Below are 25263 nucleotides of genomic sequence, written 5' to 3'. Positions count from 1 at the left end.
ACGGTGGGGTTCACCGACGGCGGGCGGTCACTCGACCGCCTCGGGCCAGCCGTATCCGGGTCCGGTGCGCCGGGGCACGGTGTCGGCGCCCACGGCCTCCATCTCCCGGTTGGCCTCCCTCATCAGCTTTCCGGCCAGATCCTTCATGGCCCGGCTCGCGGCGAGGTCGTCGCCGATCACCGGTACGTCCACGTCCGCCGGGTTGCAACGGGCGCTGCCGTGACCGGTGAGGGTGGACGTGCCGGTGTCCAGGCGGGCCTCCGCCTTGGTCCTGCCGCTCTCCTCGACCAGATCCAGGCCGACCTTCCACTCCAGGTGCCGTGTCATGGCCTGCCTCCTCGTGCGGGCGGCCGCGCGGAGGCACCGCGCGGCCCTCCTGCTACCAGGATCCCGCCCCCGCGCCCCTCGCGCCACGCCCCGCGGCTCGGTGAGCCTTCGGCGTCACGCGGCGCCCAGCACCTCGTCGGCCGCCCGCCGGCCGCTCGCCACGCAGTGGGCGATGCCGACGCCGTCGTACGCCGCTCCGCAGACCCGTATGCGCGGCAGCTTCGCGACCGCCTCCCGGATCCGCTCGGTCCGCGCGGTGTGCCCGACCGCGTACTGGGGCAGTCCGTCGTGCCAGCGGCTGACCCGCGAGGCCACCGGAGCGGCGGTCAGCCCCAGGATCTCGCCCAGGTCGCGGCGGGCGGCCCGGACGAGCTCGGCGTCGTCCAGGGAGAGCGCCCGTTCGTCCCCGTAGCGGCCGACGGACGCGCGCAGGACGAAGAGTCCGGTGGCCGTCTCACGCAGCCAGCGCCACTTGTGGGACAGCAGTGTGGCGGCCTTGATCGTGCGCCCTTCCACCGGCGGTACGAGGAATCCGCTGCCGCCGGGCAGCACGGGCAGGTCGGCACGGCGGAAGGCCAGTGTCACGAGGGCGGGCGAGGCGTACTCGATGCCGGACAGGTCGGCCGCGGCGGCCGGGCTCTCGGCTTGCAGCAGGTCCGCCGCCGCCCCGGCGGGGGCGGCGACGACCACGCCGTCGGCGGCGAGGACGCCATCGGTCAGGCGGATCCGCCAGCCGTCCTCGGTACGGGTCAGCCCGAGGACCCGGCTGTCGAGCCGGATCTCCCCTCCCCCGTCGCGCACGGCGTCGGCGACGGCGCCCGGCAGTCGGCCGATGCCGCCCGAGATGCCCATGAACACCGGACCGGCGGGCGCGGTGGGCGAGGGCCTGCGGTGCAGGGAGGCGACGGCGTCGAGCAGCGCGCCGTGCTTCCGGGTCTCCTCGTAGAGGGCGGGAAGGGTCGCGCGCAGCGAGATGCGGTAGGCGTCCCCCGCGTACACGCCGTCGAGCAGGGGCTCCAGGAGCCGGTCGACGACCTCCCGGCCGTACCGTGCTGCGACGTACGCGCCGATCGCGACGTCCTCTCCGACGGGGGTGGGCGGCAGGGTGCGGTCCTCCTTCATACGCGCGATGCCCGCCGGGGAGACCAGCCCCTCCAGTCCCGCCCAGTCGCCCGGCACCCCCATGATGTGGCCCCGGGGCATGGGGTGGTGGGCGTCGCGGCTCCACACGGTCGCGGAGGTCGTCACGGCCGGCTCCAGGCACTCGCCGAGCCCCACGGCACGGGCCAGGTCGACCGCCTCCGGCCGGAGCGCGAACAGGGCTTCCGCTCCCAGGTCCACCGGCACGCCCGCGATCTCGCCGGCCCACAGCTTGCCGCCCAGCCGCCCGGAGGCCTCCAGGAGCGTCACCCGGGCGCCCGCCTCGACGAGTCGGTGGGCGGCCGCGAGACCGGAGACGCCGCCTCCCACCACGACGACGTGTCCCGGCGTCGATGGTGCCGATGGTGCCGGTGTGGTCTGACCAGCCATGTGCGTGCCTTTCGCGGGAGAACTGCTCGGCGGATCCCCGGCCCACGTCCCGGAGCGTCGGCCGGCCGGAGATCCATGAGCAGTGAACGCGCGGCGCGCACTCCGACAAAAGGGGCCGAACGGCCCCATCAGACGTGCGTTCCGGCCCACGGCTCGCCGGCCGGGCTTCATGACCCGTGTCGTGCTCCGAGTGCGAACGACGCCCGTTCCCGCCACTTCACGCCGTCGTGAACGATCAGTTCGACCGACGAGACGTGAGCCGTGAAAGGCAGCCTGCCGACGAGGTCCGCCTCGATCTCCTCCAGGACGGTGTCCTCCTGCCCCTGCGCGACGGTCAGGTGCGGCACGATCTCCGTGAATCGGCCGCCGTACGGCGGGGCCTCGGGCCAGCGCTCGGCGATCGCCTCCGTCAGCTGCCGCAACCGCGTGCCGGGGTCGGGAACGAGATGGAGCACTCCAGGAAGCCGTCCGCATCTCTCGAACCGCAGGTCGAAGGCCGGGTGGCTGCCCAGCACGTCCGCGAGTGCGGAGTGGACGAGCGCGTCGGTTCGGCTCTCGTCCAGGAACGGGAAGAGCACGGTGATGTGGGCGGGCACTCCGGCCCGGGCCGAGGGGTCGAGCCGTGCGCGCCACCGGCCGACGGATGGCTCCGCCTCCGGTATCCGGACGATGAGTGCCGTCTGGCCCGCCTGGAATCCACTGGTGCTTTCATCTGCCATACCGCCGCATGGTGTCATCTCCGCCGCAGTCGGCGCGGCTTCGTTTCCACGGCGCGAGACTGCGATACTCGGCCGCATCGATCAACGGGGGGGGCGGTCGCATGCTGGCCTGGTTCGTACGGATGTCGGGCGTGCTCGCCTTCGCGGGGGCGGCGGTGCTGTGCGTGTGGGTCGCGGGGCTGCCCGCCGGTGTGGCGCTGCCCGCGCCCGGGCTCGTGGCCATGACCTGGGCCGCGATCGGCCTGGTCTGGCTCCGGGTCGTCGCGCTCTGGGTCTGGTGGTCGGACGACACCTACCTCTGGATGCCGTACACGTCGCCGGCGCGGCCGGTGTCCCTGGCGAAGGGCTCGGGTGGTGAACGCCGGCAGGGGCCCGGTGTTCTCCGGCGGCTGGCGACGTCCGAGTACGAGAGCGTGCCCTGGGTGTACCTGCGGCAGGCCGCCGTCTGGCTGCTGATGCTGGCCTCCCTCGCCGCGCTCAACGTGCTCGGTCAGTCGCACACGTCGCAGCACGTCCGCTCACTGGTCCGGGCCGGAGCCGCGTACTCGACGGCCACGGTGGCCGAGGTCGCCGACGTCACGGAGATGCGCGATGACGAGGACGAGGTGACGGGCCACCACGCCACACTGCTCCTGACGCTCCCCGACGGCAGCCGGGTCCGCTCCGAGGGCGCCTACACCGAGAAGAGGCCGAAGCCGGGCGACCGGGTGCGGACACTGTGGGCGCCCGCCGCCACCGAGTTGGGCGGCGTGGTGGAGGAGGGCGCTTCGCTCGGCCGCTACGTGGATCGCGACTGGGGGCTCACGCTGTCGGGGACGGCCGTCGTGCTCCTCCCCCTGATCCTGGTGCTGGCGTGCATGCTCCCGACGGCGATCGCGGCGGAGGCCGACAGCCTCCAGGAGCAGGCGTGGTCCCCGATCGCCCAGACCGTGCACGCCGCCGCCGTCACAGGTGTGATGCTGGCCGCCCTGCCCTACCTCTCGGGGACGTTCTCCGACGACTCCGTCTCGCTCGGGGTGGCGGCCGTCGGTCTGCTGGCGCTCTACATCGCGATGCCGATCCGGGCGCTGATGGCCTGACCGACGGCGCCGGCGTCGGTCCGGGCCGACGCCGGCGCCGGCGTCGGTCCGGGCCGACGCCGCCTGGGCCGGGCCCTGACGTCATCGCAGGTGCTCGGCGATGGCCCGGGCCGCCTCCCTCGCCGTGCGGCCCACGCCCACCAGGGTCGCCGACGCCGGGCCGGTCCAGTCGCCGTAGCCGAGGAGGTGGATGCGGGGATCGGTGGCGCATCGGGTGCCGTGGGTGGGGATGCGGCCGTCGGGGGTGCGGAGGGCGAGGGGGGTGAGGTGGGTGAGGGCGGGGCGGAAGCCGGTGCACCAGATGACGGCGTCCGCCTCCGCGGTCATGCCGTCGGCCCACGCCACGCCGGTCGGGGTGAGGCGGTCGAACATCGGGGTGGCCTTGAGGAGGCCGGAGTCGCGGGCCTCGCGGACGGGTGGGACGGCCACGATGTCGCCCAGGGCGGAGACGCCTCCGGTGTCCGGGCGGCCCTCGTCGAGGGCGCGGCGGCGGGCGGTGGCGGCGTCGAAGAGGGCGCGGCCGTCGATGTCGTCGGGGAGGTAGCGGGGTTCGCGCAGGGTGGCCCAGGTGAGCCGGGTGTCGTGCGCGAGGTCGGCGGCGATCTGGGCGCCGGAGTTTCCGCCGCCGACGACGATGACGCGCTGTCCGGCGAAGCTCGCGGCGTTGTCGTACTCGACGGTGTGGAGTTGTCGGCCCCGGAAGTCCTTCCGGCCGGGGATCGACGGTACGAAGGGGCGGGACCAGGTGCCGGTGGCGCTGATGACGGCGCGGGCCCGCCAGGTGCCGGAGTCCGCCGCTATACGGAGGAGTTCGCCCTCGTCGTGGACGCCTCGGACGCGGACGGGGCGGACGACCGGGAGGTCGTAGCGCTGCTCGTAGTCGGTGAGGTATTCGACGACGTGTCCCGCTTCGGGGAACTGCTCCCCCGGCTGCGGCGGCATGATCCGCCCGGGGAGGGAGGAGTACGCCGCCGGGGAGAAGAGGTGGAGGGAGTCCCAGGCGTGCCGCCAGGCGCCGCCCGGCGCCGTGCCCGCGTCCAGGACGACGAAGTCGAGGCCGGCTCGGCGCAGGTGGTAGCCGGCGGCGAGTCCGGCCTGGCCACCGCCGATCACCACAACGTCGAACGTCCTGCTCATGTCGGGGACTTCCCTTCTTCCGGTGATGGCGGTGATGGCGGTGCTGTCGCGATGATGGCGGTGCTGTGGCGTGCGGTCAGGTACGAAGGGCGGCGAGGGCGGCGACGGACGCGACCGCCGCCAGCAGGGCGAACAGGTGAGGATATCCGCCCAAGGAGACCGCGAGTGCCGCGCTCGCGAAAGGGGCGAAGGCGCCGGCGGCGGTCGGAAGCGCTCCGAGGAGCCCGGACAGCCTGCCGTAATGGGCCGCTCCCCACCGCTCCGTGACGGCGGTGGCCTGGGCGAGGGTGAGGTTCCCCCGGATCATGCCGGCCGTCATGGAGAGTGCGACGACCAGCGCGTAAGGACCGGGAATCGCGGCCAGGGCCGCTGTCGTGAGGCCGCCGCACGCGATGAGCACGGCGAGGCGCGGGCGGGGTCCGGTGCGGCGGGCGAGCAGCGCGTAGAAGAGGCGGCCCACGGTCTGGCCCGCCCCACCGAGGCCGAGGGCGAGTGCGGCGGCCGTCAGGGAGAAGCCCCGTTCGACCATCAGGGGTACGAGGGCGATGACGACCGCGTACGTCGCGAAGGCCGAGAGCGTCATCGCGGCGACGAGCATGCCGAACGCCCGGCTCCGCGCGATGCCGGAGGCGTCGGTGTGCTCGTGATTCGCCGACACGGCGGCGGGCCATGGGGCGTTGAGGGCGGTGGCGTGTGCGGGGATCGTGACGGCCGCGAGCACCAGGGCGAGGACCAGGTACGTGTCCCGCCAGCCGAACCGGTCGGCGAGGGCCGCGGTGAGCGGGGCGAAGGCGGTGGAGGCGAGACCGCCGGCGAGCGTGACGGCGGTGAGTGCGCGGACGTGGTCGGGCGCCCACCAACGGGTCAGGGCGGCGAAGGCCGGCTGGTAGAACGTCGCGGCCATGGCGACCCCTGCCAGCGCCCAGCCGATGAGGAAGGCACGGAGGTCGGATGCGGTGGCGATGACCACGAGGCTGATCCCGCCCAGGGCGGATCCGGCCGTCATGACCGCCCGGGGGCCTCGGCGGTCGATGAGGCGGCCCACGAAGATGCCGGAGACGGCCGAGACGACGAGGGCCAGCGAGAACGCGCCGGTGGTCGCGCGTGCGGACCAGCCGGTCGTGGCCGTGATCTCCGCGTTCAGTACGGGGAAGGCGTAGTAGAGGATGCCCCAGCCGGTGATCTGGGTGAGGCAGAGCGCCCACAGCGCCCGGCGCGGTCGCCCCTGGGGCGGGGCGAGCGGCCGGGCGGCTGCGACCGGTCTCATCGGGGGTCAGCTGCCGACGGGGCGGCCGGACAGGCCGATGGTCTCGATCTGCAGGGTCTCGGGGGCACCGCAGCAGCTGCCGCCCGCTTCCTCGGCGGGGGCGTCGAAGAGGCCGGAGCCGCCGCACACGCCGGTCTCCGGCAGCGTCAGCTCGACGCGCTCGGCGGCCTCGTGGTCTCCGGCGAGGGCCGCCGCGATCGAGCGGACCTGCTCGTAACCGGTCATGGCGAGGAAGGTGGGCGCGCGGCCGTAGGACTTCATGCCGACGAGGTAGACGTTCTTCTCGCCGTGCGAGAGCTCCTTGGCGCCGTGGGGGTAGACGGTGCCGCACGAGTGGACGTTGGGGTCGATCAGCGGGGCGAGTCCGACGGGTGCCTGGAGTCGTGCGTCCAGGTCGAGGCGGAGCTCGTCGAGGAAGGAGAGGTCGGGGCGGAAGCCGGTGAGGGTGATGACCTCGTCGACGGGCTCGGTGCGCGTGCCGTCCTCCGCGACGAGCGTGAGCGTGCCGTCGGCGTTCTTCTCGATCTCGGCGATACGGAAGCCGGTGACGGCGTCGGCGTGGCCGGCGTCGACCGCGGCCTTGGCCGCGAGTCCGAGGGCGCCGCGGGCCGGGAGCTGATCGGACGAGCCGCCTCCGTACGTGGCGGAGGTGACGCCACGGCGCAGCACCCACAGCGCGCGCGTGCCCGGTGCGGAGGCGGCGAGCTCGGCGAGGGCGACGAGGGCGGTGAAGGCGGAGGCGCCGCTGCCCACGACCGCGGTGCGCTTGCCGGCGTGGCGGGCGCGGGTCTCGGGGTCGCGGAGGTCGGGCACGCGGTAGGCGATGCGCTCCGCGTGGGCGCGCTCGCCCAGGGCGTGCAGGCCGTTGCCGCCGGAGGGGCCGGGCTTGGCCCAGGTGCCGGAGGCGTCGACGACGGCGCGGGCGAGGAGCCGGAGTTCGGTTCCGTCGGCGGTGACGGCGTGGACGGTGAACGGCTGCTCGTCGCGGTCGGCGTCGACGACACGGTCGCGGCCGGCGCGGGAGACGCCGGTGACGGTCGTGGCCAGGCGGACGCGGTCGCCGAGTGCGTCGGCGAGGGGCTTCAGGTACGACTCGGCCCAGTCGCCGCCGGTGGGGTAGGCGGCGCCGTCGGGCCGCTGCCACCCGTTCGCCGCGAGGAGCTTCTCGGCGGCCGGGTCGATGACCTCGTCCCAGGTGGAGAACAGCCGCACGTGGGACCAGTCGCGTACGGCGGCTCCGGCGGTGTCCCCGGCCTCGAACACCAGCGGGTTCAGGCCCCGGTCCACGAGGTGGGCTGCGGCGGCGAGGCCGATCGGACCGGCGCCGATGACGACGACGGGGAGTTCAGCGGCATCGGTGGAGGTCATCGGGGCTCTGTCCTTCGCTGTCGGCGGGAGGATCCCCGCTGCATTGATTAGACGGACGTCTAATCTGAGACCAGCCTGCCGCACACTTCGACAAGTGTCAACATAGAAGAATGTCGAATAAACGCCCCACAGGCACCACCGAGGAGGCCTGCGTATGCGCACACGGGGCCGCCGAACCCATTGCGGCCATAATTCGACGCATGCAAAAATAGAAGAATGTCGAACCTGAGTGTGGTTCCCGAGGCCGCCCCTTCGTCGCAGGGGGCGGTGCCCTGTTGCACTCCGCTCGTCGCGGCGGAGCTCTCGACGCTGGACGCCGAGCGGCTGGCCACCGTCTTCAAGGCACTGTCCGACCCGGTCCGCCTCAGGCTGCTGTCACGCGTGGCCTCCCACCCCGCCGGCGAGGCGTGCGTGTGCGACATAGCGGACGTGGGCGTCTCCCAGCCGACGGTCTCCCATCACCTGAAGAAGCTGCGCGAGGCCGGGCTGCTCACCTCCCAGCGCCGTCGCACGTGGGTCTACTACCGGGTGGACCCGGACGTCTTCGCCGCCCTGGCGTCCCTCCTGGCGATGCCCGCCCGCGCCTGACGGCAGGCAGACGTGAAGCGGGCGGGCATCGTGTACGGGGGATGATCACGATGCCCGCCCGCGGTCTCAGGTGGGGCGTACGGTGTGCACGCTGGTGCCCGCGAGGCCGACGCCACGGTAGGGGCCGGTGTCCAGTTCCTCCGACGGGGTGCACAGGTTCAGTTGCAGCGGAGCGGCCAGGGCCGCCGCCTCCCCGGCCACCGGCGCGTAGGACAACAGCAGCGTCGGGTCGGTCAGTTCCTTGAAGCGCACGACCCGGTCGGCCTGGTGCGATCCGCTGCCCGGCTCCAGCAACTGCCCTGGTACGGCGGCGAATCCGAGCCTGGACTTGAAACTGAACAGCCCGGGCTTGACCACATGGCCGTAGAGGTTGATGTCCCGGCCGAGCGAGGCCCAGCGCCGTTTCCTCTCCCGCGCCTCGCGCAGCATCTCCCAGTAGAGCAGCCGGGCCAGGCTGTCGTGGCGCCGGTCCGAGCTCACGGCCGAGAAGCGGGCGCGGACCTCGTCCTTGGCCGGCACGTCCTGGTTCAGACAGCCGGCCACGAGCGTGCCGTGCGAGCGAATCACGACCGCGCAGTAGCTCTCGGCCTCGGCGAGGATGTTCCGCCGCTGCTCGACGGCGACGGCCCAGCCGTGACGCATGGCCGCCACCTGGCGCTCGTACAACGCCAGGAACTCGTCGAGCAGGCCCGCCGTCAGCGGCTCCGTCCCGACCCGGAGGTCGCCCTCGCCGGCCCTCCGATAGGCCGTCCGGATATCGTAGCGGTCCTTGCGGGGAAGCGTGCCGAGATACCGCTCCTCGGAGTCGAGGACCTCGGCCCGCCAGGTCACCACCTGCGGCTTGGGCAGGAATCCGGCCTCCCTCAGCCGGGTCCAGGACTCCACGGGCGGATCCTGGACCCTGATGAGGTCCACCTTGCCCTCGTACGCCCGCCAGTCACCGCTCAGCGCCTGGTCGACGTCGACGAGGGCCATCGGCAGGCCCATGGAGCTGACGATCACGAGACCGCCGCCGGACTGGGGCTCGCGGGGGCCAGAAGCTCGGCCTCGGCCCTCGCGTCGTCACGCCGGGAGGACGACCTGAAGCGGCGCAGCCTGAGGCTGTTGGTCACCACGAAGATGCTGGAGAGCGCCATCGCCGCACCCGCGATCATCGGGTTCAGGACTCCCGAGGCCGCGAGGGGGATGCCGGCGAGGTTGTAGACGAACGCCCAGAACAGGTTGCCCTTGATCGTGCCGAGCGTGCGCCGCGAGAGGCGGACCGCGTCGGCGGCGTCGCGCAGGTCGCCCCGTACGAGAGTGATGTCGCTGGCCTCGATGGCGGCGTCGGTGCCGCCGCCGATGGCGATGCCGAGGTCGGCCTGGGCCAGTGCCGCGGCGTCGTTGATGCCGTCGCCGACCATGGCCACGTTCCGGCCCTCGTCCTGCAGTCGGCGCACCACGGCCGCCTTGTCCTGGGGCAGGACCTCCGCCTCGACCTCGGTGATGCCCATCTCGTCGGCGATACGGCGGGCCGCGCCCTTGCTGTCGCCGGTCAGCAGGATGGGGTTGAGCCCCAGGCCGCGCATCTCGTCGATGGCACGGCGGCTGGTGGGCTTGGCCTCGTCGGCGACGAGGAGGAGTCCGCGCAGCCGCCCGTCCCAGCCGACGGCCACGGGGGTGTGGCCGCTGCCCTCGATCTCGGCGAGGCGGCTCCGGAGGCCGTCCGGAGTGCTCATCCGCTCACCGACCCAGCCCGGGCGGCCGACGACGATCTCGCGTCCGTCGACCGTACCGACCACGCCGAAGCCGGCGCTGGCCCGGAAGTCGGCGACCGCGGGCAGCTCCGGGGCCACCTCCTTGGCCGCGGTGGTGACGGCGGTGGCGATGGGGTGCTCGGAGGAGTGCTCCAACGCCCCTGCCAGGGTGAGGAGTTCGTCCCGGGCGGTGCCCTCGGCGCAGACGGTCTCGACGAGCCGCATCTTGCCGGTGGTGACCGTGCCGGTCTTGTCGAGGAGGACGGTGTCGATGCGACGGGTGGATTCCAGGATCTGGGGTCCGCGGATCACGATGCCGAGCTGTGCGCCACGCCCGGTGCCGACGAGCAGGGCGGTGGGGGTGGCAAGGCCGAGGGAGCACGGACAGGCGACGACGAGGACGGCCACGGCCGCGGTGAGCGCGACGGCCGAGTCTCCTCCGTTGCCGATCCAGAAGCCGCCGACGCAGAAGGCGATGGCGACGACCACGGGTACGAAGACGGCGGCGATCCGGTCGGCGAGCCGCTGCACCGGCGCCTTGCCCGCCTGCGCGTCGGAGACGAGCCGGCTGATGTGGGCGAGCTGGGTGTCCGCGCCGACGCGCTCGGCCCGGACCGTCAGACGGCCGCTGGTGTTGACGGTGGCGCCGACGACGCTGTCGCCGACGGTCACCTCCTGGGGGACGCTCTCCCCCGTCAGCATCGACGCGTCGACCGCGGAGGTGCCGTCCACGACCACGCCGTCCGTGGCGATCTTCTCGCCGGGGCGGACCACGAACTGGTCTCCCACCCGGAGTTCGCCGATCGGGATCGTGACCTCCTGGCCCGCGCGCAGGGCGGTGACGTCCTTGGCTCCGAGTTCGAGCAGGGCGCGCACCGCGCTGCCCGCCCGGCGCTTGGCGCGGTGTTCCGCGTAGCGGCCGACCAGGACGAAGAGGGTGAGGGAGGTGGCGACCTCCAGGTAGATGTGGTGCAGGCCCTGGCCCGGGGTGGGGGTCATCAGGAACGGCATCCGCATGCCGGTGATGCCCGCGTAGCCGAAGAACAGGGCGTACAGCGACCAGCCGAAGGAGGCGAGGACGCCGACGGACACCAGGGTGTCCATCGTGCCGCCGGCCTGCTTGAGGTTCTTCCAGGCGGCCGTGTGGAACGGCCAGGCGCCCCAGACGGCGACCGGTGCGGCGAGGGTGAGCGAGAGCCACTGCCAGTTGTCGAACTGGAGCGGCGTGACCATGGCCATGGCGATGACCGGGAGGGTGAGCGCGAGGCAGATGAGGATGCGCCGGCGCATGGCCGCCAGTTCGCGGTCCGCGGCCTCTTCGGCCGTCTCCGCGGCGTCCGGCGCCGCCGAGGCCGCCGCCTCGGGGGGCGGCGGAAGCTCGGCGGTGTAACCCATCTTCACGACGGTGCCGATGAGGTCGTCGACCGAGTGCCGCTCGTCGAAGCTGACATGGGCCCGTTCGAGGGCGAAGTTGACCTCGGCGGTCACGCCTTCGAGGCGGTTGAGTTTCTTCTCTATCCGGGCCGAGCAGGCACCGCAGGTCATGCCGCCGATGTCGAGCGTGACCACGGCCGGTGCCGTCGTGGCAGTGCCTGCCATGACTGCGTACTCCTTAGGACGGTGGACTGGGGTTACAAGGGCGGCAGCGCGCTGCCGAGCAGGTACGAGATGCCGAAGCAGGCGACGAGGCCGACGGCGAAGAGGGCGAGCTTGGCGGGCGGATTCACGGTCAGGCGGCCGTTCCGGCGAACTCGTACCCGGTGCGCTCGACGGCCGCCTGGACCGACCCGGCGTCGACCCCTCCGGGCGCGGTGACGGTGACCCGGCCGGCCTTGTGGTCGACGACCACCTCGGTGCCCTCGCCGAGGTCCGTCTCGATGGCGGTGCGGATGCGCTTGGCGCAGCCGCCGCAGGTCATGCCGCGGACGTCGAAGACGGTGGTGGCGATGTCGCTCATGAGGTGCTCCGTTCGTTGCTGGTCTTGAGGTCGGTGGTCTTCGGGGCGGTGCTCTTCGGGTCGGTGCTCTTCAGATAGGTGCCGATGCGGTGCAGCGCCTGGGAGATGTCGTCGGTGCCGACCGCGTACGAGAGGCGCACGTGGTCGGGGGCGGCGAAGTCGCGCCCGGGCATGACCGCGACTCCGGCGTGCTCCAGGAGGTCCCGGGCGACGGTGGCCGCGTCGTCGTCGGGCCGGGTGTAGAGACCCTGGACGTCGACGAAGGCGAAGAAGCCGCCCTGGGGGTCGGCCGTGAGCCGGAGGGGCGGGAGGGCCGCGAGGCCGTCCCGCATCAGGGTCCGCCGATGGTTCAGCTCGCCCGCCCGTCGCGCGAGTTCGATGTCGGTGTCGCCGGTGAGTGCGGCGAGCGCCGCGTACTGGGAGATGGAGGAGGGGGCGGAGCTGGTGTGTCCCTGTACGGCCGAGAGGGCGGCGGCGACGGGCGCGGGAGCGGCGGCGAAGCCGATGCGCCAGCCCGTCATCGCGTAGGTCTTGGAGAACCCGCCGATGGTGACCGTCCGTTCGGCGACGTCCTGGCCGAGGGAGGCCACGCTCGTGAAGACGGCTCCCTCGTGGACGAGGTCTCCGTAGATCTCGTCGCTGACGACGACGAGGTCGTGCTCGACGGCCACGGCCGTCAGCGCCTGGAGCTCCGCACGGGTGTAGACGACGCCGGTCGGGTTCGAGGGGCTGTTGAGAAGGAGGACCCTGGTCTTCGGGGTGATCCGCTCCCTGAGCGCCTCGGGGGTGAGCCTGAAGCCGGTGCCGGCCGTGTCGACGACGACCGGGACGGCCCCGGCGAGGGCGATCATGTGCGGGAAGCTCACCCAGTACGGGGCGGGCAGGATGACCTCGTCGCCGGGCTCGCAGAGCACGGTGAAGATCTGGGCGAGGGCCTGCTTGGCGCCGTTCGTGGTGACGATCTGGTTCGCTTCGTAGGCGCAGCCCCAGTGGGTGGCGAGCCGCCGGGCGATCGCCTCGCGCAGCGGTGCGATGCCGGCGACGGGGGTGTATCGCGTGCGGCCCTCGGCGATCGCCTGTCGCGCCCCGTCGGCCGCCTGCTCGGGGGTGGGGAAGTCGAGCTCGCCGCCGGTGAGGTTGACGATGTCGGCGCCCTCCGCGAGCAGGGCTTTGATGTGCGCGTCCAGGGCGGCGGTGCTGGAGGCGGGCAGGGTCCGCGCTCGGGTACTGAGCACGACGCCTACTCCGCCTTCACGTCGAACGCGGCGGTGGCGGCCTTGCCGGACGCCGGTGTGACGACCACCGAGACCAGCCAGTCGCCGGGCATGCCCAGGACGAGCTTGGCCTCGTACCCGTCGCCCTTGGCCTCGGCGGACTGGTTGCCGCCCTTCATCTTCATGTTGGGCATCTCCGGGTTGATCTCGACCTTCGCGCCCTCCACCGCCTTGCCCGCGGCGTCCTTGACGGTGATGGTCGCCGTGGCGGCCGCGCCTCCGCCCTTGGCGGGGCAGGGGCTGACCGCGAGCGTGATCTCCAGGCCCGCCTCGGTCTTCGTACCGCGGCAGCTCGCGTCGAGGGCGGTGCCGCCCGCGCTGCCGCCGGCCGAGGAGGCGGGGGTGCCGCATCCGGTGACGAGGACCGCGGCCAGGGCCGCGCTCGTCACGGCGGCCAGGCGCACTGCCTTCGTGCCGCGTGCGGCGGGCCGGGAGGTGGCCGTGCGCCGGGTCATCTGTGCTCCTTCGGAAAGGGGTGGGCGGGTGCGGGTCAGCCGCAGCAGGACGACTTCTTGGGCGCCGCGGCCTCGGCGGTCGCGGCGGTCTCGGCGGTCTCCGCGGCGGGCTTGGGGCCGCAGCACGAGGACTTCTTGGGGGCCTCGGCGGCGTCGGCGGCGGGCTTCGGGCCGCAGCAGGACGACTTCTTCGGTGCGGCGGCCTGCTCCGCCTCGGCGGGCTTGGCGGCCTCGGCGGCCGGCTTGGGGCCGCAGCACGACGACGCCTTCGGCGCCTCGACCGTCGGGGCCGCGGTCCCCTGGGCGGCGTTCCAGAACATGTTTCCGAGGTTGGTGTCAGACATGGGCGTTGTCCTTTCCGGTGGTGTTCTTGCGGGTGCGGCCCTCGTGGGCCTGGCAGAGCTCGGTGAGCCGTCCGCCAGCGGTGAGCAGTTCGACGGGGCGGCCGGACTCGACGATGCGGCCGTCCTCCAGGACGAAGACCTGGTCGAGGTCCTCGATGAGGGTCAGCCAGTGGGCGACGACGATCGCCGTGCGGCCTTCGAGGAGGCGCCGGATCGCGGCGAAGACCAGGCGCTGGCGGTCCGGGTCGACGCTGGAGATGGCCTCGTCGAGGACGATGACGCGCGGGTCGACGAGCATGGCCCGCGCTAGCGCGATGATCTGGCGCTCGCCGACGGACAGGCGCGAACCCCGTTCGCCGACCCGGGTCTTGTAGCCGTCGCGCAGGCCGGAGATCACCTCGTGGGCGCCGACGGCCCTGGCCGCCTCGACGACCTGCTCCTCGGTGGCCTCGGGCCGGCCGAAGAGGATGTTCTCGATGACGGTGCCGTCGAAGAGCTGGGCCTCCTGGGTGACCAGGAGCACCTGGGAGCGCACGGAGGCGCTGCTGATGTCGGCGAGGTCGTGGCCGTCGATGCGGACGGTGCCGCTGTTCGGCGTGTAGAGGCGGACGAGCAGCTGCATCAGGGTGCTCTTGCCGGCGCCGCTGGTGCCGACGATGCCGATGTGCTGGCCGGGCTCGGCGTGCAGGCTGATGCCGTGGAGGACCTCGGGCCCGTCGCCGTACGCGAAGGTGACGTCGTCGACGTCGACCGCGCCCTCGACCGGCGGCAGGGTGCCGGAGCCGCTCTGCTCCTCCTCCAGGTCGAGCACGTCGAGCATGCGCTGCGCGGAGGCGGCGATGTCGGAGGCCTGGCCCATCTGGTTGGCGAGGTCGCGGACGGGGTTCAGCATGCGCTTCACGAAGAGCGCGAACGCGGCGAGGGTTCCGGCCGCCAGCGCGGTGCCGGAGGCCATGCCCATGGACGCCATCATCGTGTCGGTGCCCATGAGCATCCAGGTCATCGGCATCATGCCGGAGGCCATGTCGAAGAAGAACCCGGAGCCCAGCTGGTGCCCGTTGATGATCTGGAGGCCGCCGAAGAAGATGAGCAGGGCGAGGGCCAGGAAGACGCTGAAGCCGAGGTGCGAGGTGAGCCAGAGCCGCTTGCGGGAGAGCCGGTTGTGGACCTCGCTGTACTCCTCCGAGCGCTCGCGGAGCTGGGCGAGGACCGCCTCCTCCTGGCCGAAGGCGCGGATGTCCGCGAGGCCGTCGATCCGCTGGTTGAGGTAGCCGACCATCTGGTCCCAGCCCTCGCGCTGCGCACGGGTGTCGGGTCGCAGGCGTGCCGTCCACTTCACCGCGATCCACACCATCAGCGGGATCGTGAAGAGTGTGGGCAGGGCGACCAGGGGGCTGAGGGCGAGCAGGAAGACGGCGAACGCGAGGAACCAGATGGCGCTGTTGGTGAACTCCATCAGCGTCTTGGTCAGGAAGCCGCGGAAACGATTGGCCTCGAAGAGGATGCGGGTGACCCACGCGCCGCTCTCCTGGGCGACGTGCCGCGAGAGCTGGACGTTGTGCAGGCGGGCCACGAGGTCGTTGCGGATGGTGATCGTCAGGCGCTCGTTCACGCGGATCATCGCCGCGTTGTAGGTGATGCGGATGACGTTGTCGAGGACGGTCAGCAGGACGAGGTTGAGTGCCGTCGAGCGGACGGCCTCCATGTCGCCGAGGACGATGTGGCCGATGCCGGCCATCACCGTGTACATCACCGCGATCGTGACGATGGTGTTGACGACGGCCATGGACGTGGCGATCGTCAGCCAGCCCCAGTGGGGGCGCAGATAGGGGAGGAAGCGGCGTACGGCGAGCAGGAGCGTCCGGCGTGCCGCGCGCTCGTCCGGGAGCGCCGCGGTCGCCCGGGGCGACGTGGTGGTCATGATTCCTTTCCTCCGTCCGCGCTGGTCGCGCCCGCGAGGGTGGCCGTGGCGCCCGCGGCGGATGCCGCGGAGGGCTCCGGGGAGGCGAGGCTGACGGTGCGGTCGACGTAGCCGGCGACGGCGGGCTGCTGGGAGGCGATGACCAGGGTGCGGCCCCGGCGGACCCGGAGGACCGTCTCCAGGAGCGCGGCCTCGGTCTGGGCGTCCAGGTTCGCCGTGGGGTTGTCGAGCAGCAGGATGTCGGGGTCCACGAGCAGGACGCGGGCCAGGCCGATGCGCTGGCGCTCGCCGGCGGACAGGTCCAGGGTGCTGGCGCCGAAGCGCCGGTCCAGCGGGATGTGGGAGAGTCCGGCGGCCTCGACGGCGTCGGCCGTCTCCTGGCGGGTGGCCTCGGGGCGGGCGAAGCGGACGTTCTCCTCAAGGGTGCCCTCGAAGATCCACTGGCGCTGGGGCAGGCAGACGATCCGGCGGCGCAGCGCCTCGGAGGAGTACGTACGGGCGTCGACGCCGTCGTAGGTGACGCTGCCGGCCTCGGGGTCGCGCAGTCGGGCCAGCACGTGCAGCAGGGTGGACTTGCCGCTGCCGGTGGGGCCGGTGAGCAGGACGGCCTCGCCGGGCTCGACCCGGAACTCGGCCTTGTCGAGGATCCGCCGGCCGGCCACGTCGACGACGATGCCGGAGGCGTGGATCCCGCCCACGGCGGGGACCTCGGTGCGGCCCTCTCCGGTGGCGAGGACGGAGCGGGCGTCCATGACGCGCAGCAGGCGCTGTGCGGTGACGACGCTGCGGAACGCTCCGTTCACGTGCATGGCGAGCATGTGGACGCTCATCTGGAACATCATGACCAGGGCGACGACGGCGACGAGGTCGCCGACCGTGCTGGTGCCGTTCAGGACGGCGTTGCCGCCGGCCCACAGGGCGATCGGGGTGGGCAGGCCGCCGATGACGTTCAGGACGGCTTCCCAGCGGCTGTAGGTGCGCTTCATCTGGCCGTCGCGGGTCGTGTGGGCCTCGTTGACCTTGTTCAGGCGGTCGGAGGCGTCCGCCTCGCGGCCGTACGACTTGACCACGTTGATGTTGGCGAGCGACTCGCCGACGCCGGCGAGGAGCTTGGTGAACTGGCTCTTGAGCTCGATGAAGGCCCGCTGCAGGCGGAGCTGCACGGTGAAGTTGCCGATGACGACGAAGATCATCGGGATGCAGGCCAGCAGGGTCGTGCGCGGGTCGATGATCAGCGCCGTGACCAGCATGGCGAGCATGACGAGCAGTTGGTTGGCGAGTTCGAGCAGGCCGCCGTTGGTGAGGCCGCGGACCGAGACCGCGTCGGAGATGAGCCTGGTGAGCGCGCGGCCGCCGGACGCCTCGGCCACGTCCGCGGGACCCAGGTGCATCATCTTGCGCACCATGTCCTCACGCAGGTCGTTGACGGCCTTGCTGGCCACGTTGAACCGCATGCGCTTGCCGTAGTGCAGCAGGGCCGTGGTGGCGATGCCGGCGACGAGGACGCCGGCCGAGGTCACCAGCAGGCTGCTCGACCTGCCGCCGAGGACGCCGATGTCGATGGCGTAGCGGGTCAGGAGCGGCACGGCGATGTTGCCCAGGAGGCCGATGAACATGATCACCGTGGCGCTGATGATCTCGCGGCGGTAGCGCAGCGGGTAGCCATAGATGAAGCGCAGCGCGCGAAGCGAGTCGTTCAACGTCGAGCCCCCTCTGATGTGTGGTGGTGGGTGGTGTTTCAGCGGACCGCACCCGCCGGGTGCGGTCCGCCGTAGCGTCCCTGGACGGGATCAGTCGCAGCAGGCGCAGGCGCAGCCGCACTCCTGGCCGTCCTCGGCCACGTCCTCGGCGCCACTGGTCTCGCAGCAGCCCGAGCCGATCATGTCGTCAGCCATGCTTCCTCCTCCCGAATTCTTGATTCGATACTTTCAAAAGTATCGAATCACGTGCGCTGGTTGACCGTCAACAGATCTTCATCAAGCGGAAGTCGTCAGCAGCAGCTGGTGTGCGGACGGTCCACGGCGGCGTCCGCGGCCGCGTCGTCGACCAGCCGGACGGCGAGCTGCTCCCGGACCTTGGCGTAGTCGCGCTCCAGCTGTTCCAGGCTCTCGCCGGCGAGCACGATGCGGCCGAACGCGCCGCCCTTGGGGTGCTCGACGGGGAGCACGGCGTCGCCGGGCTTGACGTCGAACTCGACGAAAGGCGGGACCGGGGACTCGAGACCGCTCAGTGATCCGGCGGCCTGCGCGTCGTAGTCGATGCGCCCGCTCCCGTCGAAGACGATGCTGCGGTAGAGCCCGAAGGGAGCCCTGGGGATCCCGGGCCGGGCGTGCCGGCCCAGGGCCGCCTCGGTGGCGATCAGGCTTGGTTCGTAGCCGGTGGTCGACCGGATCATCTCGACGGCCTGGCCCCCGGGCACACGGGGGTTGACCTCGCCGGCGCGCCAGCCGTCCGAGGTGAGGGTGAACTGGAGGGCCGCGACCCAGTCGTCGAGGCCGACGGCCGCGAGGACCCGGTCCGCGAGGTCCTCCAGTTCGGCGAGCCGCCCCTCGTCGAGGCGGCTCGGGAAGAACCCGCCGACCTTGACGAAGGTCGGCGGAGGTCCGACCTCCCCCTCGACCACCCACACGACCTGGGTCCGCCCGCCGACCCTGGAGGCGAAGACGCCGATCTCCGGCCCGGTCACGTACTCCTCGATGAGCGCCGTGTCCCGGCCGCCGGTCAGGATGTCCCCGACCGCCTGTGTCACCTCCTCGCGGCTCTCGCAGTACTTCAGGCCGGCGGCGCTGGAGGCGTCACGCGGTTTGACCACCACGGGGAGGCCCAGCTCCTCGGCGGCCTCGGCTCCTTCTGCGGTGCCGGAGACCACTCGGTTACGGGGCACGGGGACGCCCGCCTCCGCGAGGAGCCGGTGGGTGGCCGCCTTGTCGATGCAGTCGCGGGCGGCCTGTTCCGTGATGCCGTGGCCGAGCCCCAGCTCGGCGCGCAGCCGCCCGGCGAGCGGGACGAGGCGCTCGACTCCGGTGACGACCGCGTCGACGGGCTGATCGGCGTGGGCCGCGGCGACCAGGGCGATCACGTCGTCCCAGTCGTCGAAGTCGACCTCCAGGGGGTAGTCGGCGAGCATCAGCTGATCGATCGTCATGTTCTCCTCGGCGAACACCACGTCGTAGTCGGTGTGTTCCTTCAGCTGCTGCACCGTGCGCTGGCCGCCGAGGACGAGGACGCGAGGGGTCAAGGGAGCATCACCTGCTGGGTGTCGGGCTCGACGTGGAGTCGGAGCGATTCGAAGATGGCGCGGTACCGGCTTTCGAGGTCCGCGGGGTCGTCGCCGTAGACCACGATGCGGCCGTAGCTGCCGCCGTGCGGGTCGTCGACGCTGCGGACGCTGTCGCCGGGCTCGACGTCGAGCGTGACGGCGGGTGCGTCGATGCCGTCGAGGTCGTACCAGGCCGTGCCGGGGCTCTCGGAGGTGACGCACCGGTACAGGACCCGGGTCGCGGAGGGCGTCCCCCGTGTCACCGGCATCCCGAGCGCGATCTCGGCGGCGGCGCGTGTGAGGTCGATGCCGCTGACGCGTTCGGTCGCGGCGCAGAGCTGCCCGCCGGGGGGACGGGCCGCGACGTTGACGAGGACGGGGCCGTCCTCCGCGAGCCGTATCTGCGTGTGGGAGACGGCGTGGTCGAAGCCGAGGACGGCCAGGGCGTGGGTGACGAAGGACGCCACCTCGGCCTCCCGCTCCGGACCGAGGCCGCTCGGGAAGTCGTACCCGGTCTCGGCCTGCCGGGGACCGGGGCCGACGTGCTGGGCGAGGATGCTCACGACCTCGGTCCGGCCGTCGCCGGTGATGCTCTGCACGGCGTACTCGGGTCCTTCGACCGCGCGCTCCACGAGGAGCGCGCCGGGTCCGAACAGTTCCACGGCGCGGGCCACGTCCTCGGGGCTGTGGCAGAGCATGCTGCCCCGTCCGCCGGAGCCGGTCGCCTTCTTGACGACGACGGGCACGGCGGGCAGGCCGAGGCGCTGGGCGGCGGCCGCGGCATCGGCCGGGTCGGCGGCCGGCAGGTGGTCGGGGACCCGCACTCCCCCGCCGGCGAGCACCATCCGCATGCGGATCTTGTCGTGGCAGGCGAGCGCGGCCCGGAGGTCGAGGCCTCGGGTACCGAGCCGAGCGGCCAGATAGCTCGCCAGCGGCAGGTGCGCGTCGTAGACGCTGAAGACCGCGTCGATGGGGCGGCTCGCATGCAGCCAGCGCAGCGCCGCCTCGGCGGCGTCCCAGTCGTCCAGGTCGATGTCCAGGGGGACGTCGACCTGGCAGGCGAGGTCCAGCGGTGTGGGGTTGTCGAGGAGGACGGACCGCACGTCGAGCCGGTTGAGGACGTCGACGACGCGGCGTCCCGAGACGCACGCCACGCTCGGTCGCGTGTCGGCGGTGAGGTCGGCGTTCATCAGCAGCACCGCCTGACGATGTCGAGCTGCTCGTCGGCGCCCTGGCACCGCTCCTCGAGGCGTCGGCAGGCCGCGTGCAGGGCGGCGCGGTCGGCGCGGTCGGAGGTGTTGAGGGCGAGGTAGAGCGGGACGGGGTGGGCACCGAGCTTGCGCTTCTCCACGCCGTTGGACCGGCCCAGGTCGATGGAGCCGACCTCGGTGGCGACCGCGCCCTCGATGAGGCGGGCGGCCATGGCCCGGTACGGCACGAAGTGGGAGAGCCGCTCGGTGTCGAGTCCGGCCAGCCACATGGACCACTTCCCGGCGAACTGCCAGCCGGCGAAGACCGCCACGGTCCGCCCGTCGGCGTCGGCGGCGGTCACCATGCGCTCGTACGGAGCGAGGCGGGCCTTGACCGCGTGGAGGAAGGTCTCGGGCAGCACGTCCGTGGGCGTTCCGCGGTTCTCGAGGATGGAGTGCAGGAGGCGTACGAGGGTGCCGGCGTCCGCCGGCGCCTCCGCCACGGTGAACTCGCGGCCCGAGACCCGGCGTTCCTTCTCCCGCTTGCGGCGCAGCCGCCCGGGGACGAAGCCCCAGTAGTCCGCGACGGTGGGCACGTCGGTGGAGCAGCGGTACGAGGTCGTGATGTGGGCGGTGGCGTAGCCGTGCCGCAGCAGCAGTCCGCCGAGGTCGCCGGCGGGGGCGTTCGCCACGCCCCAGGTCCGTACGCCCTCGTCGCCCGCGGTCGTCTCCAGGGCGCCGAGCAGGGAGACCAGCGCGTCCTCGTGGCCGGGCAGGGCGAGCGGACCGCCGTCGAGCGCGGCGAGGCTGTGGGCCAGGAGGACCGGACCGCCGAGGTCGAGCTGTGCGAGGTCGGTCAGGTAGGAGAGCCGGGGGCACTCGTGCACGACGTACGCCGGGCACACCCCGACCAGGTCGTCTCCGTGGTACGCCAGCAGGTGGCGGGGCTCGAAGCGGCCCGGCGGGGCGTCCTCGAAGGCGGCGAGCCACTCCCACGTGTGGAAGACGGTCCCGCCGGCCCGGGCGACGACGTGGTTCCACCGCTCGGCGTCGACCGTCCGTATGGAGGTCCGCACCTCGATCCGGTGCGGCGCCAGGATCTTCGGGGCGGGTTCGGTGAGGTTCATCCGCGCCACCTCAGCAGCACGACTTGAACTCGCGGCTGTCGGTCTCCGCCGGACCGAGGCCGTCTGCGAACACCACCTGCAGGCTGAGGGCCTTGCGGACCTCCTGCTCCGCCCGGTCGAGCTCCTCGGGCGTCTCGCCGTAGACCACGATGCGGCCGTAGACACCGCCGTGGGGATGCTCCTTGGGCCGGACGGTCTCGCCGGGTTCGACCTCGATCTCGACGATCGGGCCGAACGGCCCCGGCTCCGCGTCGACTTCGTCGTACAGCAGGGTGCCCGCGGTGTCGAAGACGATGCTCGCGTAGCGCGCGTACGGCACGGCGGCCTTCGCGTCGGCCTGCGGAAGGCCGAGCGCCTGCCGGGTGACGGCCTCCGTCATGTCGACGCCGCTGACGGCGGTGGTCATCTCGACGAGCCGGCCGCCGGGGCGCCGCGCGTTGACCTCGATGACGCGGAATCCGTCCGGGCCGCGCCGGATCTGGGTGTGGCTGATCCAGTCGTGCACGCCCAGGGCGGCGAGGACGTCCCGCATGAGTCCGTCCAGTTCGTCGCGCTCTTCCGCGGACAGTCCGCTCGGGTTCTCGTATCCCAGCTCGACGAAGACCGGCGGCGGAGTCATGCGCTGCCGGAAGACGCTCAGGACGCTGGTCCTCGAGTCCTGGGTGAGGGTCTGGACGGCGTACTCGGGCCCGTCGACGTACTCCTCGATCAGAGCTCCGGCCAGGGAGCCGGCCGGAGAGGCGAACAGGGCACCGACGGCCGCGCGCAGTTCGCGCTCGTCCTGGCAGCACCGCACCCCGAACGCGCCTGCTCCGTCCCGGGGTTTGACGACCACGGGGTAGCCGATGTCCTCGGCCGCCGCGATCGCCTCCTCCACGGTGCCGGCGAGCGCGAAGCGGGGCACGGGCAGACCCGCCTCGCTCAGCACGGTCCGGGTGCGCCACTTGTCACGGCAGTTCGTCGCCGCGGTCCCGTCGAGGCCCCGAGGGGCGTCGACGAGGAGCCGGCCCAGGTGGGCCATCAGGGGCAGTCGCGGCTCCGTGTGGGTGAGCACGGCCACGGGGGCCTCGTCGCCGAGCTCGGCGCGAATGGCGTCGGCCACCGCGTCCCAGTCGTCGAGCGCGACGTCCAGGTGGGTGTCGACCCAGGGCATGCAGTGCCATGGCACCTGCTCGTCCACGAGCACCACGCGGTACCCGAGGTCGCGCACGACGGCGAATTCGCGTTCGCTGCGGCCTCCGAGCACGACGACGGAGCCGGCGCCGCTGTTGAGGGGATCAGTCACGTGCTGCGGTCCTTCGAGGTGAGGTCGGATGGGAACCCGGCGACGAGCGACGACCGGATCAGCAGCAGGTGTTGGCCTTCTTGGCCGCGGCGGCGACGGCCTGGACGGCGGGGCGCTGGAGGGCGTCGAGCTTCATCGCCTCGACGATGCCGGCGATCTGGCCTATCTCCTCGTTCTTCAGACCGAGCTTCTTGGCGGCGGCGAGGAAGGACCGCACGGTCTCCTCGCGGTCCTGCATGAGCGCGGCGCACAGGGCGACGGCGGCGCGGGTCCTGGGCTCCAGGGCGTCGTGGTCGAAGACGGCGCCGAAGAACTCCTGGTAGCTCTTGGAGAAGGCGGCGTGGTGCTCGCCGACCGAGGGGGCGAGCTGGATGAGCTGGGTGGAGACGGACTGCTGGGCCGCGGCCATGGCGATACTCCTGAATCGGAAAAGGACGGTGAGAGAGAACTAGTTCCGGGTGGCGAGGTGGTGGATCGTCTCCAGGACGAGCCTTCCCGCCTTGCCGAGCGCGTCGGGGTCGATCCGCTCGGGGCCGTCGAGCGGCGAGTGGTAGTGCGCCGCGCCGACGCCGATGCCGGCCGCGGGGAAGCCGGCGGACGCGTAGCGCCGGTTGTCGGACGACACCGTCCCCGCGTACAGCTGGATGCCGAGGCGCCGGCCCGCGCTGTCGAGTGCGGCGATGATGTGCCGCGGGGCCGGGTCGGCCGGTCCGAGCTCGATCGCGATCTTGCCGTTGAACTTGCCGGCCATGTCGAGGTTGATCGCGTCGGGTTCGACGCCCGCCTCACGCAGGGTGCGGGCGTGGTGGCCGGAGCCGAGCGTGCCGATCTCCTCGGCGTCGACCAGGGCGAGGACGACGGGCCGGGGCAGCGGCTCGGACGAGGTCAGCACGCGGGCGACCTCGCACATCACCGCGGTTCCGCTGGCGTTGTCGCCCGCGCACGGGAAGTGCCGCTCGGGGTCCGATCCGACTCCGTCGTAGTGCGCGGTGAGGAGGATGGGCTTCGCCTCCGGGTCGCCGCCCGGCAGGGTGGCGACGATGTTCGTGCCGGTGGCGGGCACACGGACCAGCGGCACATGGGCGGTGACCACGCCGCCGACCGCGTCGGCGAGCAGATCCGGCCGTACGGCCACGACGGGGAGGCCGACCGGCGCGGGGCCCTGGACCCGCTTGGTGAGAAATCCCGAGGCGTCCGCGTTCTGCGCCGTGAGGATGCCCACCGCGCCGCGCGCCGCCAGAGCGTCGGCGAGCTCCGCGAAGGCGTTCCCCTGAGGGACCGTGGGCAGCGCTGCCCACTCCCCCGCTCCCGCGTCTGCGGAGACCGTTCCGGTGACGGGTCCGGGCATCGGTCCCGAGCGCGGGTGCTCGGCGAACTCGGCGCGGTGGACGAGCTCACGGTCGAGCCGTCCGCCTTTCGCCCGGAGGGTGGGCGGGCCCGCCAGTCGCATGATCTCGCGGATGGCGAAGCGTTCGCGCACGGGCGCGAGGCCGTACGACGTCAGCTCCGCGACGAGGAACTCGGCCGCCAGTTCGTGCCCGGCCGTGCCGGGCGCACGCCCCTGCATGTCGGGCGTGCACAGGGCCCGGAGCGTCGTCACGGCTCGGTCCGCGTCGAACGCGTCCGCCGCCGACCGCGCCGCGACGGGCTCCCGGCCCTGGACTGTGTCCTTCATCTGAGGCGTCTTTCTCAGCAGCCGCCGCCGGGCTCACCACAGCAGCCGCCGCCCTGACCGCCGGCGACCGAGCCGGTGGCATCGGCCGGCTCGCCGCAGCAGCCGCCCTGCGAGGCACCCGCGGTGGCCGTCGGGTCCGTGACGAATCCGCCGACGGGCTCCTGCTCGGCCGCCTCGGTCGAGTCCGTGGTCATGACTCACTTCCTTCCCGCTCATCTGATTCGAACTCTCTTTACTTAAACAAGTATCGAATCAGAGTGATCGTCATGTCAATGGCCGCGACGCGCCCGCTCGCCGACCGCGTCCAGGAACGCCCTGATGAGCGGGTGGAGTCGGGCCGCCGACGACGACAACTCGGGCTGGAAGAGGCTGCCGACGAAGAAGGGATGGTCGGGCAGCTCCACCGCGCGGGGCGCCTTCTCCGCGTCCCAGCCACTGATGCGCAGGGCTCCGGCGAGGATCTTGTCCTCGTAGTCCGGGTTGAGGCCGTACTTGCAGTGGTACGTCTCCACGGTCTCCACCAGGTCCGGGTAGGCGGAGGCCAGCCGGCTGCCGGGCGCGAAGTACAGCGGCGCCGTCTCGCCCACCAGCGAGCAGCAGAGCGGGACGATCAGCGGCGTGGCGGCCTCCGAGTCGTACTGCACGTCCTCCGCGTCCGCCAGGCCCAGGACGTTGCGCGCGTACTCGATCAGCGCGTGCTGGAAGCCGCCGCAGGTGCCGAGGTAGGGGATGCCGAGGGTGCGGGCGGTGCGGATGGCGAGGAGCACGTTCGCCTGGCTGACGTACGGCGATCCGGGGACCACCCAGATCCCGTCGTACTCGGCGATGGCCTCGGTCACGGTGCTGCTGGGGAGCCAGTCGACGTCGACGCCGAAGGCGGGGACGATCTCGTCGAACCGGGCGTGGGCGGGAACACGGTCGCTGCGGTCGCCGACGAGGGCGAGCCTGGGGCGCGAGGTCATCGGGATGTCTCCGGTTCGATGGAGGTGGAAGGGGACGTGCGGTCGGTGCGGTGCCGGTGGGTC

24 protein-coding genes are annotated in these 25263 nt (G+C 72.4%); 2 read left to right on the top strand and 22 right to left on the bottom strand.

Features of this window, described 5'->3' with window-relative positions:
* Nucleotides 1-27: 27 nt before the first annotated feature.
* The 3 genes from AB0M18_RS09345 to AB0M18_RS09335 form a co-directional block, all read right to left on the bottom strand.
* On the bottom strand, nucleotides 28-327 hold the full coding sequence (locus AB0M18_RS09345) for a DUF1876 domain-containing protein (RefSeq protein ID WP_365756206.1): 300 nt from the start codon (nucleotides 325-327) through the stop codon (nucleotides 28-30).
* 114 nt (nucleotides 328-441) lie between these two features.
* Nucleotides 442-1857, bottom strand: a complete 1416-nt coding sequence (gene hemG / locus AB0M18_RS09340; protein ID WP_365756205.1) for a protoporphyrinogen oxidase — start codon at nucleotides 1855-1857, stop codon at nucleotides 442-444.
* Between the two features lie 167 nt (nucleotides 1858-2024).
* On the bottom strand, nucleotides 2025-2576 hold the full coding sequence (locus AB0M18_RS09335) for a 2'-5' RNA ligase family protein (protein WP_365756204.1): 552 nt from the start codon (nucleotides 2574-2576) through the stop codon (nucleotides 2025-2027).
* A gap of 101 nt (nucleotides 2577-2677) precedes the next feature.
* Between AB0M18_RS09335 and AB0M18_RS09330 the strand changes: the two genes are divergently transcribed.
* A complete protein-coding gene (locus AB0M18_RS09330; RefSeq protein WP_365756203.1) occupies nucleotides 2678-3655 on the top strand; it encodes a hypothetical protein in 978 nt (325 codons plus the stop codon).
* A gap of 81 nt (nucleotides 3656-3736) precedes the next feature.
* On the opposite strand, the gene AB0M18_RS09325 is transcribed toward AB0M18_RS09330, so the two are convergent.
* From AB0M18_RS09325 to AB0M18_RS09315, 3 genes are all read right to left on the bottom strand, one after another.
* The gene (locus AB0M18_RS09325; RefSeq protein ID WP_365756202.1) at nucleotides 3737-4792 is read right to left on the bottom strand and encodes an ArsO family NAD(P)H-dependent flavin-containing monooxygenase; all 1056 of its coding nucleotides are present in this window, start codon (nucleotides 4790-4792) and stop codon (nucleotides 3737-3739) included.
* A gap of 76 nt (nucleotides 4793-4868) precedes the next feature.
* The gene (locus AB0M18_RS09320) at nucleotides 4869-6059 is read right to left on the bottom strand and encodes an MFS transporter (protein WP_365756201.1); all 1191 of its coding nucleotides are present in this window, start codon (nucleotides 6057-6059) and stop codon (nucleotides 4869-4871) included.
* A 6-nt stretch (nucleotides 6060-6065) separates the two neighbouring features.
* Complete coding sequence (locus AB0M18_RS09315) at nucleotides 6066-7427, bottom strand: NAD(P)-binding domain-containing protein (RefSeq protein WP_365756200.1); 1362 nt, start codon at nucleotides 7425-7427, stop codon at nucleotides 6066-6068.
* Nucleotides 7428-7643: 216 nt separating this feature from the next.
* On the opposite strand from AB0M18_RS09315, the gene AB0M18_RS09310 reads away from it, so the two are divergent.
* Nucleotides 7644-8015, top strand: coding sequence for a metalloregulator ArsR/SmtB family transcription factor (locus tag AB0M18_RS09310; RefSeq protein WP_365756199.1), 372 nt, complete (start codon nucleotides 7644-7646; stop codon nucleotides 8013-8015).
* A gap of 66 nt (nucleotides 8016-8081) precedes the next feature.
* On the opposite strand, the gene AB0M18_RS09305 is transcribed toward AB0M18_RS09310, so the two are convergent.
* From AB0M18_RS09305 to AB0M18_RS09230, 16 genes are all read right to left on the bottom strand, one after another.
* Nucleotides 8082-9002 (bottom strand): GNAT family N-acetyltransferase, encoded by a 921-nt coding sequence (locus tag AB0M18_RS09305; RefSeq protein ID WP_365756198.1) that lies wholly within the window; start codon nucleotides 9000-9002, stop codon nucleotides 8082-8084.
* Between the two features lie 11 nt (nucleotides 9003-9013).
* Nucleotides 9014-11350, bottom strand: a complete 2337-nt coding sequence (locus AB0M18_RS09300) for a heavy metal translocating P-type ATPase (protein WP_365756197.1) — start codon at nucleotides 11348-11350, stop codon at nucleotides 9014-9016.
* A gap of 130 nt (nucleotides 11351-11480) precedes the next feature.
* A complete protein-coding gene (locus AB0M18_RS09295; RefSeq protein ID WP_365756196.1) occupies nucleotides 11481-11708 on the bottom strand; it encodes a heavy metal-associated domain-containing protein in 228 nt (75 codons plus the stop codon).
* Complete coding sequence (locus AB0M18_RS09290; RefSeq protein ID WP_365756195.1) at nucleotides 11705-12943, bottom strand: pyridoxal phosphate-dependent aminotransferase; 1239 nt, start codon at nucleotides 12941-12943, stop codon at nucleotides 11705-11707. The genes AB0M18_RS09295 and AB0M18_RS09290 overlap by 4 nt, the downstream gene beginning before the upstream one ends.
* A gap of 5 nt (nucleotides 12944-12948) precedes the next feature.
* Complete coding sequence (locus AB0M18_RS09285) at nucleotides 12949-13437, bottom strand: FixH family protein (RefSeq protein WP_365756194.1); 489 nt, start codon at nucleotides 13435-13437, stop codon at nucleotides 12949-12951.
* A gap of 35 nt (nucleotides 13438-13472) precedes the next feature.
* Nucleotides 13473-13781, bottom strand: coding sequence for a hypothetical protein (locus tag AB0M18_RS09280; protein WP_365756193.1), 309 nt, complete (start codon nucleotides 13779-13781; stop codon nucleotides 13473-13475).
* A complete protein-coding gene (locus AB0M18_RS09275) occupies nucleotides 13774-15702 on the bottom strand; it encodes an ABC transporter ATP-binding protein (protein WP_365756192.1) in 1929 nt (642 codons plus the stop codon). The genes AB0M18_RS09280 and AB0M18_RS09275 overlap by 8 nt, the downstream gene beginning before the upstream one ends.
* Nucleotides 15699-17402 (bottom strand): ABC transporter ATP-binding protein, encoded by a 1704-nt coding sequence (locus AB0M18_RS09270; RefSeq protein ID WP_365756191.1) that lies wholly within the window; start codon nucleotides 17400-17402, stop codon nucleotides 15699-15701. The genes AB0M18_RS09275 and AB0M18_RS09270 overlap by 4 nt, the downstream gene beginning before the upstream one ends.
* Before the next feature lie 290 nt (nucleotides 17403-17692).
* Nucleotides 17693-18940: an ATP-grasp domain-containing protein gene (locus AB0M18_RS09265; protein ID WP_365756190.1), complete on the bottom strand. Its 1248-nt coding sequence runs from the start codon at nucleotides 18938-18940 to the stop codon at nucleotides 17693-17695.
* A complete protein-coding gene (locus AB0M18_RS09260; protein WP_365756245.1) occupies nucleotides 18937-20151 on the bottom strand; it encodes an ATP-grasp domain-containing protein in 1215 nt (404 codons plus the stop codon). The genes AB0M18_RS09265 and AB0M18_RS09260 overlap by 4 nt, the downstream gene beginning before the upstream one ends.
* Entirely contained in the window at nucleotides 20151-21278 is a 1128-nt protein-coding gene (locus AB0M18_RS09255) for a GNAT family N-acetyltransferase (protein WP_365756189.1), read from the bottom strand. The genes AB0M18_RS09260 and AB0M18_RS09255 overlap by 1 nt, the downstream gene beginning before the upstream one ends.
* A gap of 10 nt (nucleotides 21279-21288) precedes the next feature.
* Nucleotides 21289-22563, bottom strand: coding sequence for an ATP-grasp domain-containing protein (locus AB0M18_RS09250; RefSeq protein ID WP_365756188.1), 1275 nt, complete (start codon nucleotides 22561-22563; stop codon nucleotides 21289-21291).
* A gap of 58 nt (nucleotides 22564-22621) precedes the next feature.
* On the bottom strand, nucleotides 22622-22972 hold the full coding sequence (locus AB0M18_RS09245) for a carboxymuconolactone decarboxylase family protein (protein WP_365756187.1): 351 nt from the start codon (nucleotides 22970-22972) through the stop codon (nucleotides 22622-22624).
* 39 nt (nucleotides 22973-23011) lie between these two features.
* Nucleotides 23012-24238, bottom strand: coding sequence for a M28 family metallopeptidase (locus tag AB0M18_RS09240; RefSeq protein ID WP_365756186.1), 1227 nt, complete (start codon nucleotides 24236-24238; stop codon nucleotides 23012-23014).
* Between the two features lie 14 nt (nucleotides 24239-24252).
* Entirely contained in the window at nucleotides 24253-24432 is a 180-nt protein-coding gene (locus AB0M18_RS09235; RefSeq protein ID WP_365756185.1) for a hypothetical protein, read from the bottom strand.
* A gap of 75 nt (nucleotides 24433-24507) precedes the next feature.
* The gene (locus AB0M18_RS09230; protein ID WP_365756184.1) at nucleotides 24508-25200 is read right to left on the bottom strand and encodes a hypothetical protein; all 693 of its coding nucleotides are present in this window, start codon (nucleotides 25198-25200) and stop codon (nucleotides 24508-24510) included.
* Between the last annotated feature and the right edge of the window lie 63 nt (nucleotides 25201-25263).

The sequence above is a fragment of the Streptomyces sp. NPDC051909 genome, assembly GCF_040681095.1.
Taxonomy (GTDB): domain Bacteria; phylum Actinomycetota; class Actinomycetes; order Streptomycetales; family Streptomycetaceae; genus Streptomyces.
This window is presented reverse-complemented; position numbering and strand designations above follow the sequence as displayed.

Excerpts from the sequence above, each read along its gene's own strand:
- AB0M18_RS09345 (WP_365756206.1), bottom strand. The coding sequence starts at position 327 with ATGACACGGCACCTGGAGTGGAAGGTCGGCCTGGATCTGGTCGAGGAG.
- hemG (WP_365756205.1), bottom strand. The coding sequence starts at position 1,857 with ATGGCTGGTCAGACCACACCGGCACCATCGGCACCATCGACGCCGGGA.
- AB0M18_RS09335 (WP_365756204.1), bottom strand. The coding sequence starts at position 2,576 with ATGGCAGATGAAAGCACCAGTGGATTCCAGGCGGGCCAGACGGCACTC.
- AB0M18_RS09330 (WP_365756203.1), top strand. The coding sequence starts at position 2,678 with ATGCTGGCCTGGTTCGTACGGATGTCGGGCGTGCTCGCCTTCGCGGGG.
- AB0M18_RS09325 (WP_365756202.1), bottom strand. The coding sequence starts at position 4,792 with ATGAGCAGGACGTTCGACGTTGTGGTGATCGGCGGTGGCCAGGCCGGA.
- AB0M18_RS09320 (WP_365756201.1), bottom strand. The coding sequence starts at position 6,059 with ATGAGACCGGTCGCAGCCGCCCGGCCGCTCGCCCCGCCCCAGGGGCGA.
- AB0M18_RS09315 (WP_365756200.1), bottom strand. The coding sequence starts at position 7,427 with ATGACCTCCACCGATGCCGCTGAACTCCCCGTCGTCGTCATCGGCGCC.
- AB0M18_RS09310 (WP_365756199.1), top strand. The coding sequence starts at position 7,644 with ATGTCGAACCTGAGTGTGGTTCCCGAGGCCGCCCCTTCGTCGCAGGGG.
- AB0M18_RS09305 (WP_365756198.1), bottom strand. The coding sequence starts at position 9,002 with ATGGGCCTGCCGATGGCCCTCGTCGACGTCGACCAGGCGCTGAGCGGT.
- AB0M18_RS09300 (WP_365756197.1), bottom strand. The coding sequence starts at position 11,350 with ATGGCAGGCACTGCCACGACGGCACCGGCCGTGGTCACGCTCGACATC.
- AB0M18_RS09295 (WP_365756196.1), bottom strand. The coding sequence starts at position 11,708 with ATGAGCGACATCGCCACCACCGTCTTCGACGTCCGCGGCATGACCTGC.
- AB0M18_RS09285 (WP_365756194.1), bottom strand. The coding sequence starts at position 13,437 with ATGACCCGGCGCACGGCCACCTCCCGGCCCGCCGCACGCGGCACGAAG.
- AB0M18_RS09280 (WP_365756193.1), bottom strand. The coding sequence starts at position 13,781 with ATGTCTGACACCAACCTCGGAAACATGTTCTGGAACGCCGCCCAGGGG.
- AB0M18_RS09275 (WP_365756192.1), bottom strand. The coding sequence starts at position 15,702 with ATGACCACCACGTCGCCCCGGGCGACCGCGGCGCTCCCGGACGAGCGC.
- AB0M18_RS09260 (WP_365756245.1), bottom strand. The coding sequence starts at position 20,151 with ATGAACGCCGACCTCACCGCCGACACGCGACCGAGCGTGGCGTGCGTC.
- AB0M18_RS09255 (WP_365756189.1), bottom strand. The coding sequence starts at position 21,278 with ATGAACCTCACCGAACCCGCCCCGAAGATCCTGGCGCCGCACCGGATC.
- AB0M18_RS09245 (WP_365756187.1), bottom strand. The coding sequence starts at position 22,972 with ATGGCCGCGGCCCAGCAGTCCGTCTCCACCCAGCTCATCCAGCTCGCC.
- AB0M18_RS09240 (WP_365756186.1), bottom strand. The coding sequence starts at position 24,238 with ATGAAGGACACAGTCCAGGGCCGGGAGCCCGTCGCGGCGCGGTCGGCG.
- AB0M18_RS09235 (WP_365756185.1), bottom strand. The coding sequence starts at position 24,432 with ATGACCACGGACTCGACCGAGGCGGCCGAGCAGGAGCCCGTCGGCGGA.
- AB0M18_RS09230 (WP_365756184.1), bottom strand. The coding sequence starts at position 25,200 with ATGACCTCGCGCCCCAGGCTCGCCCTCGTCGGCGACCGCAGCGACCGT.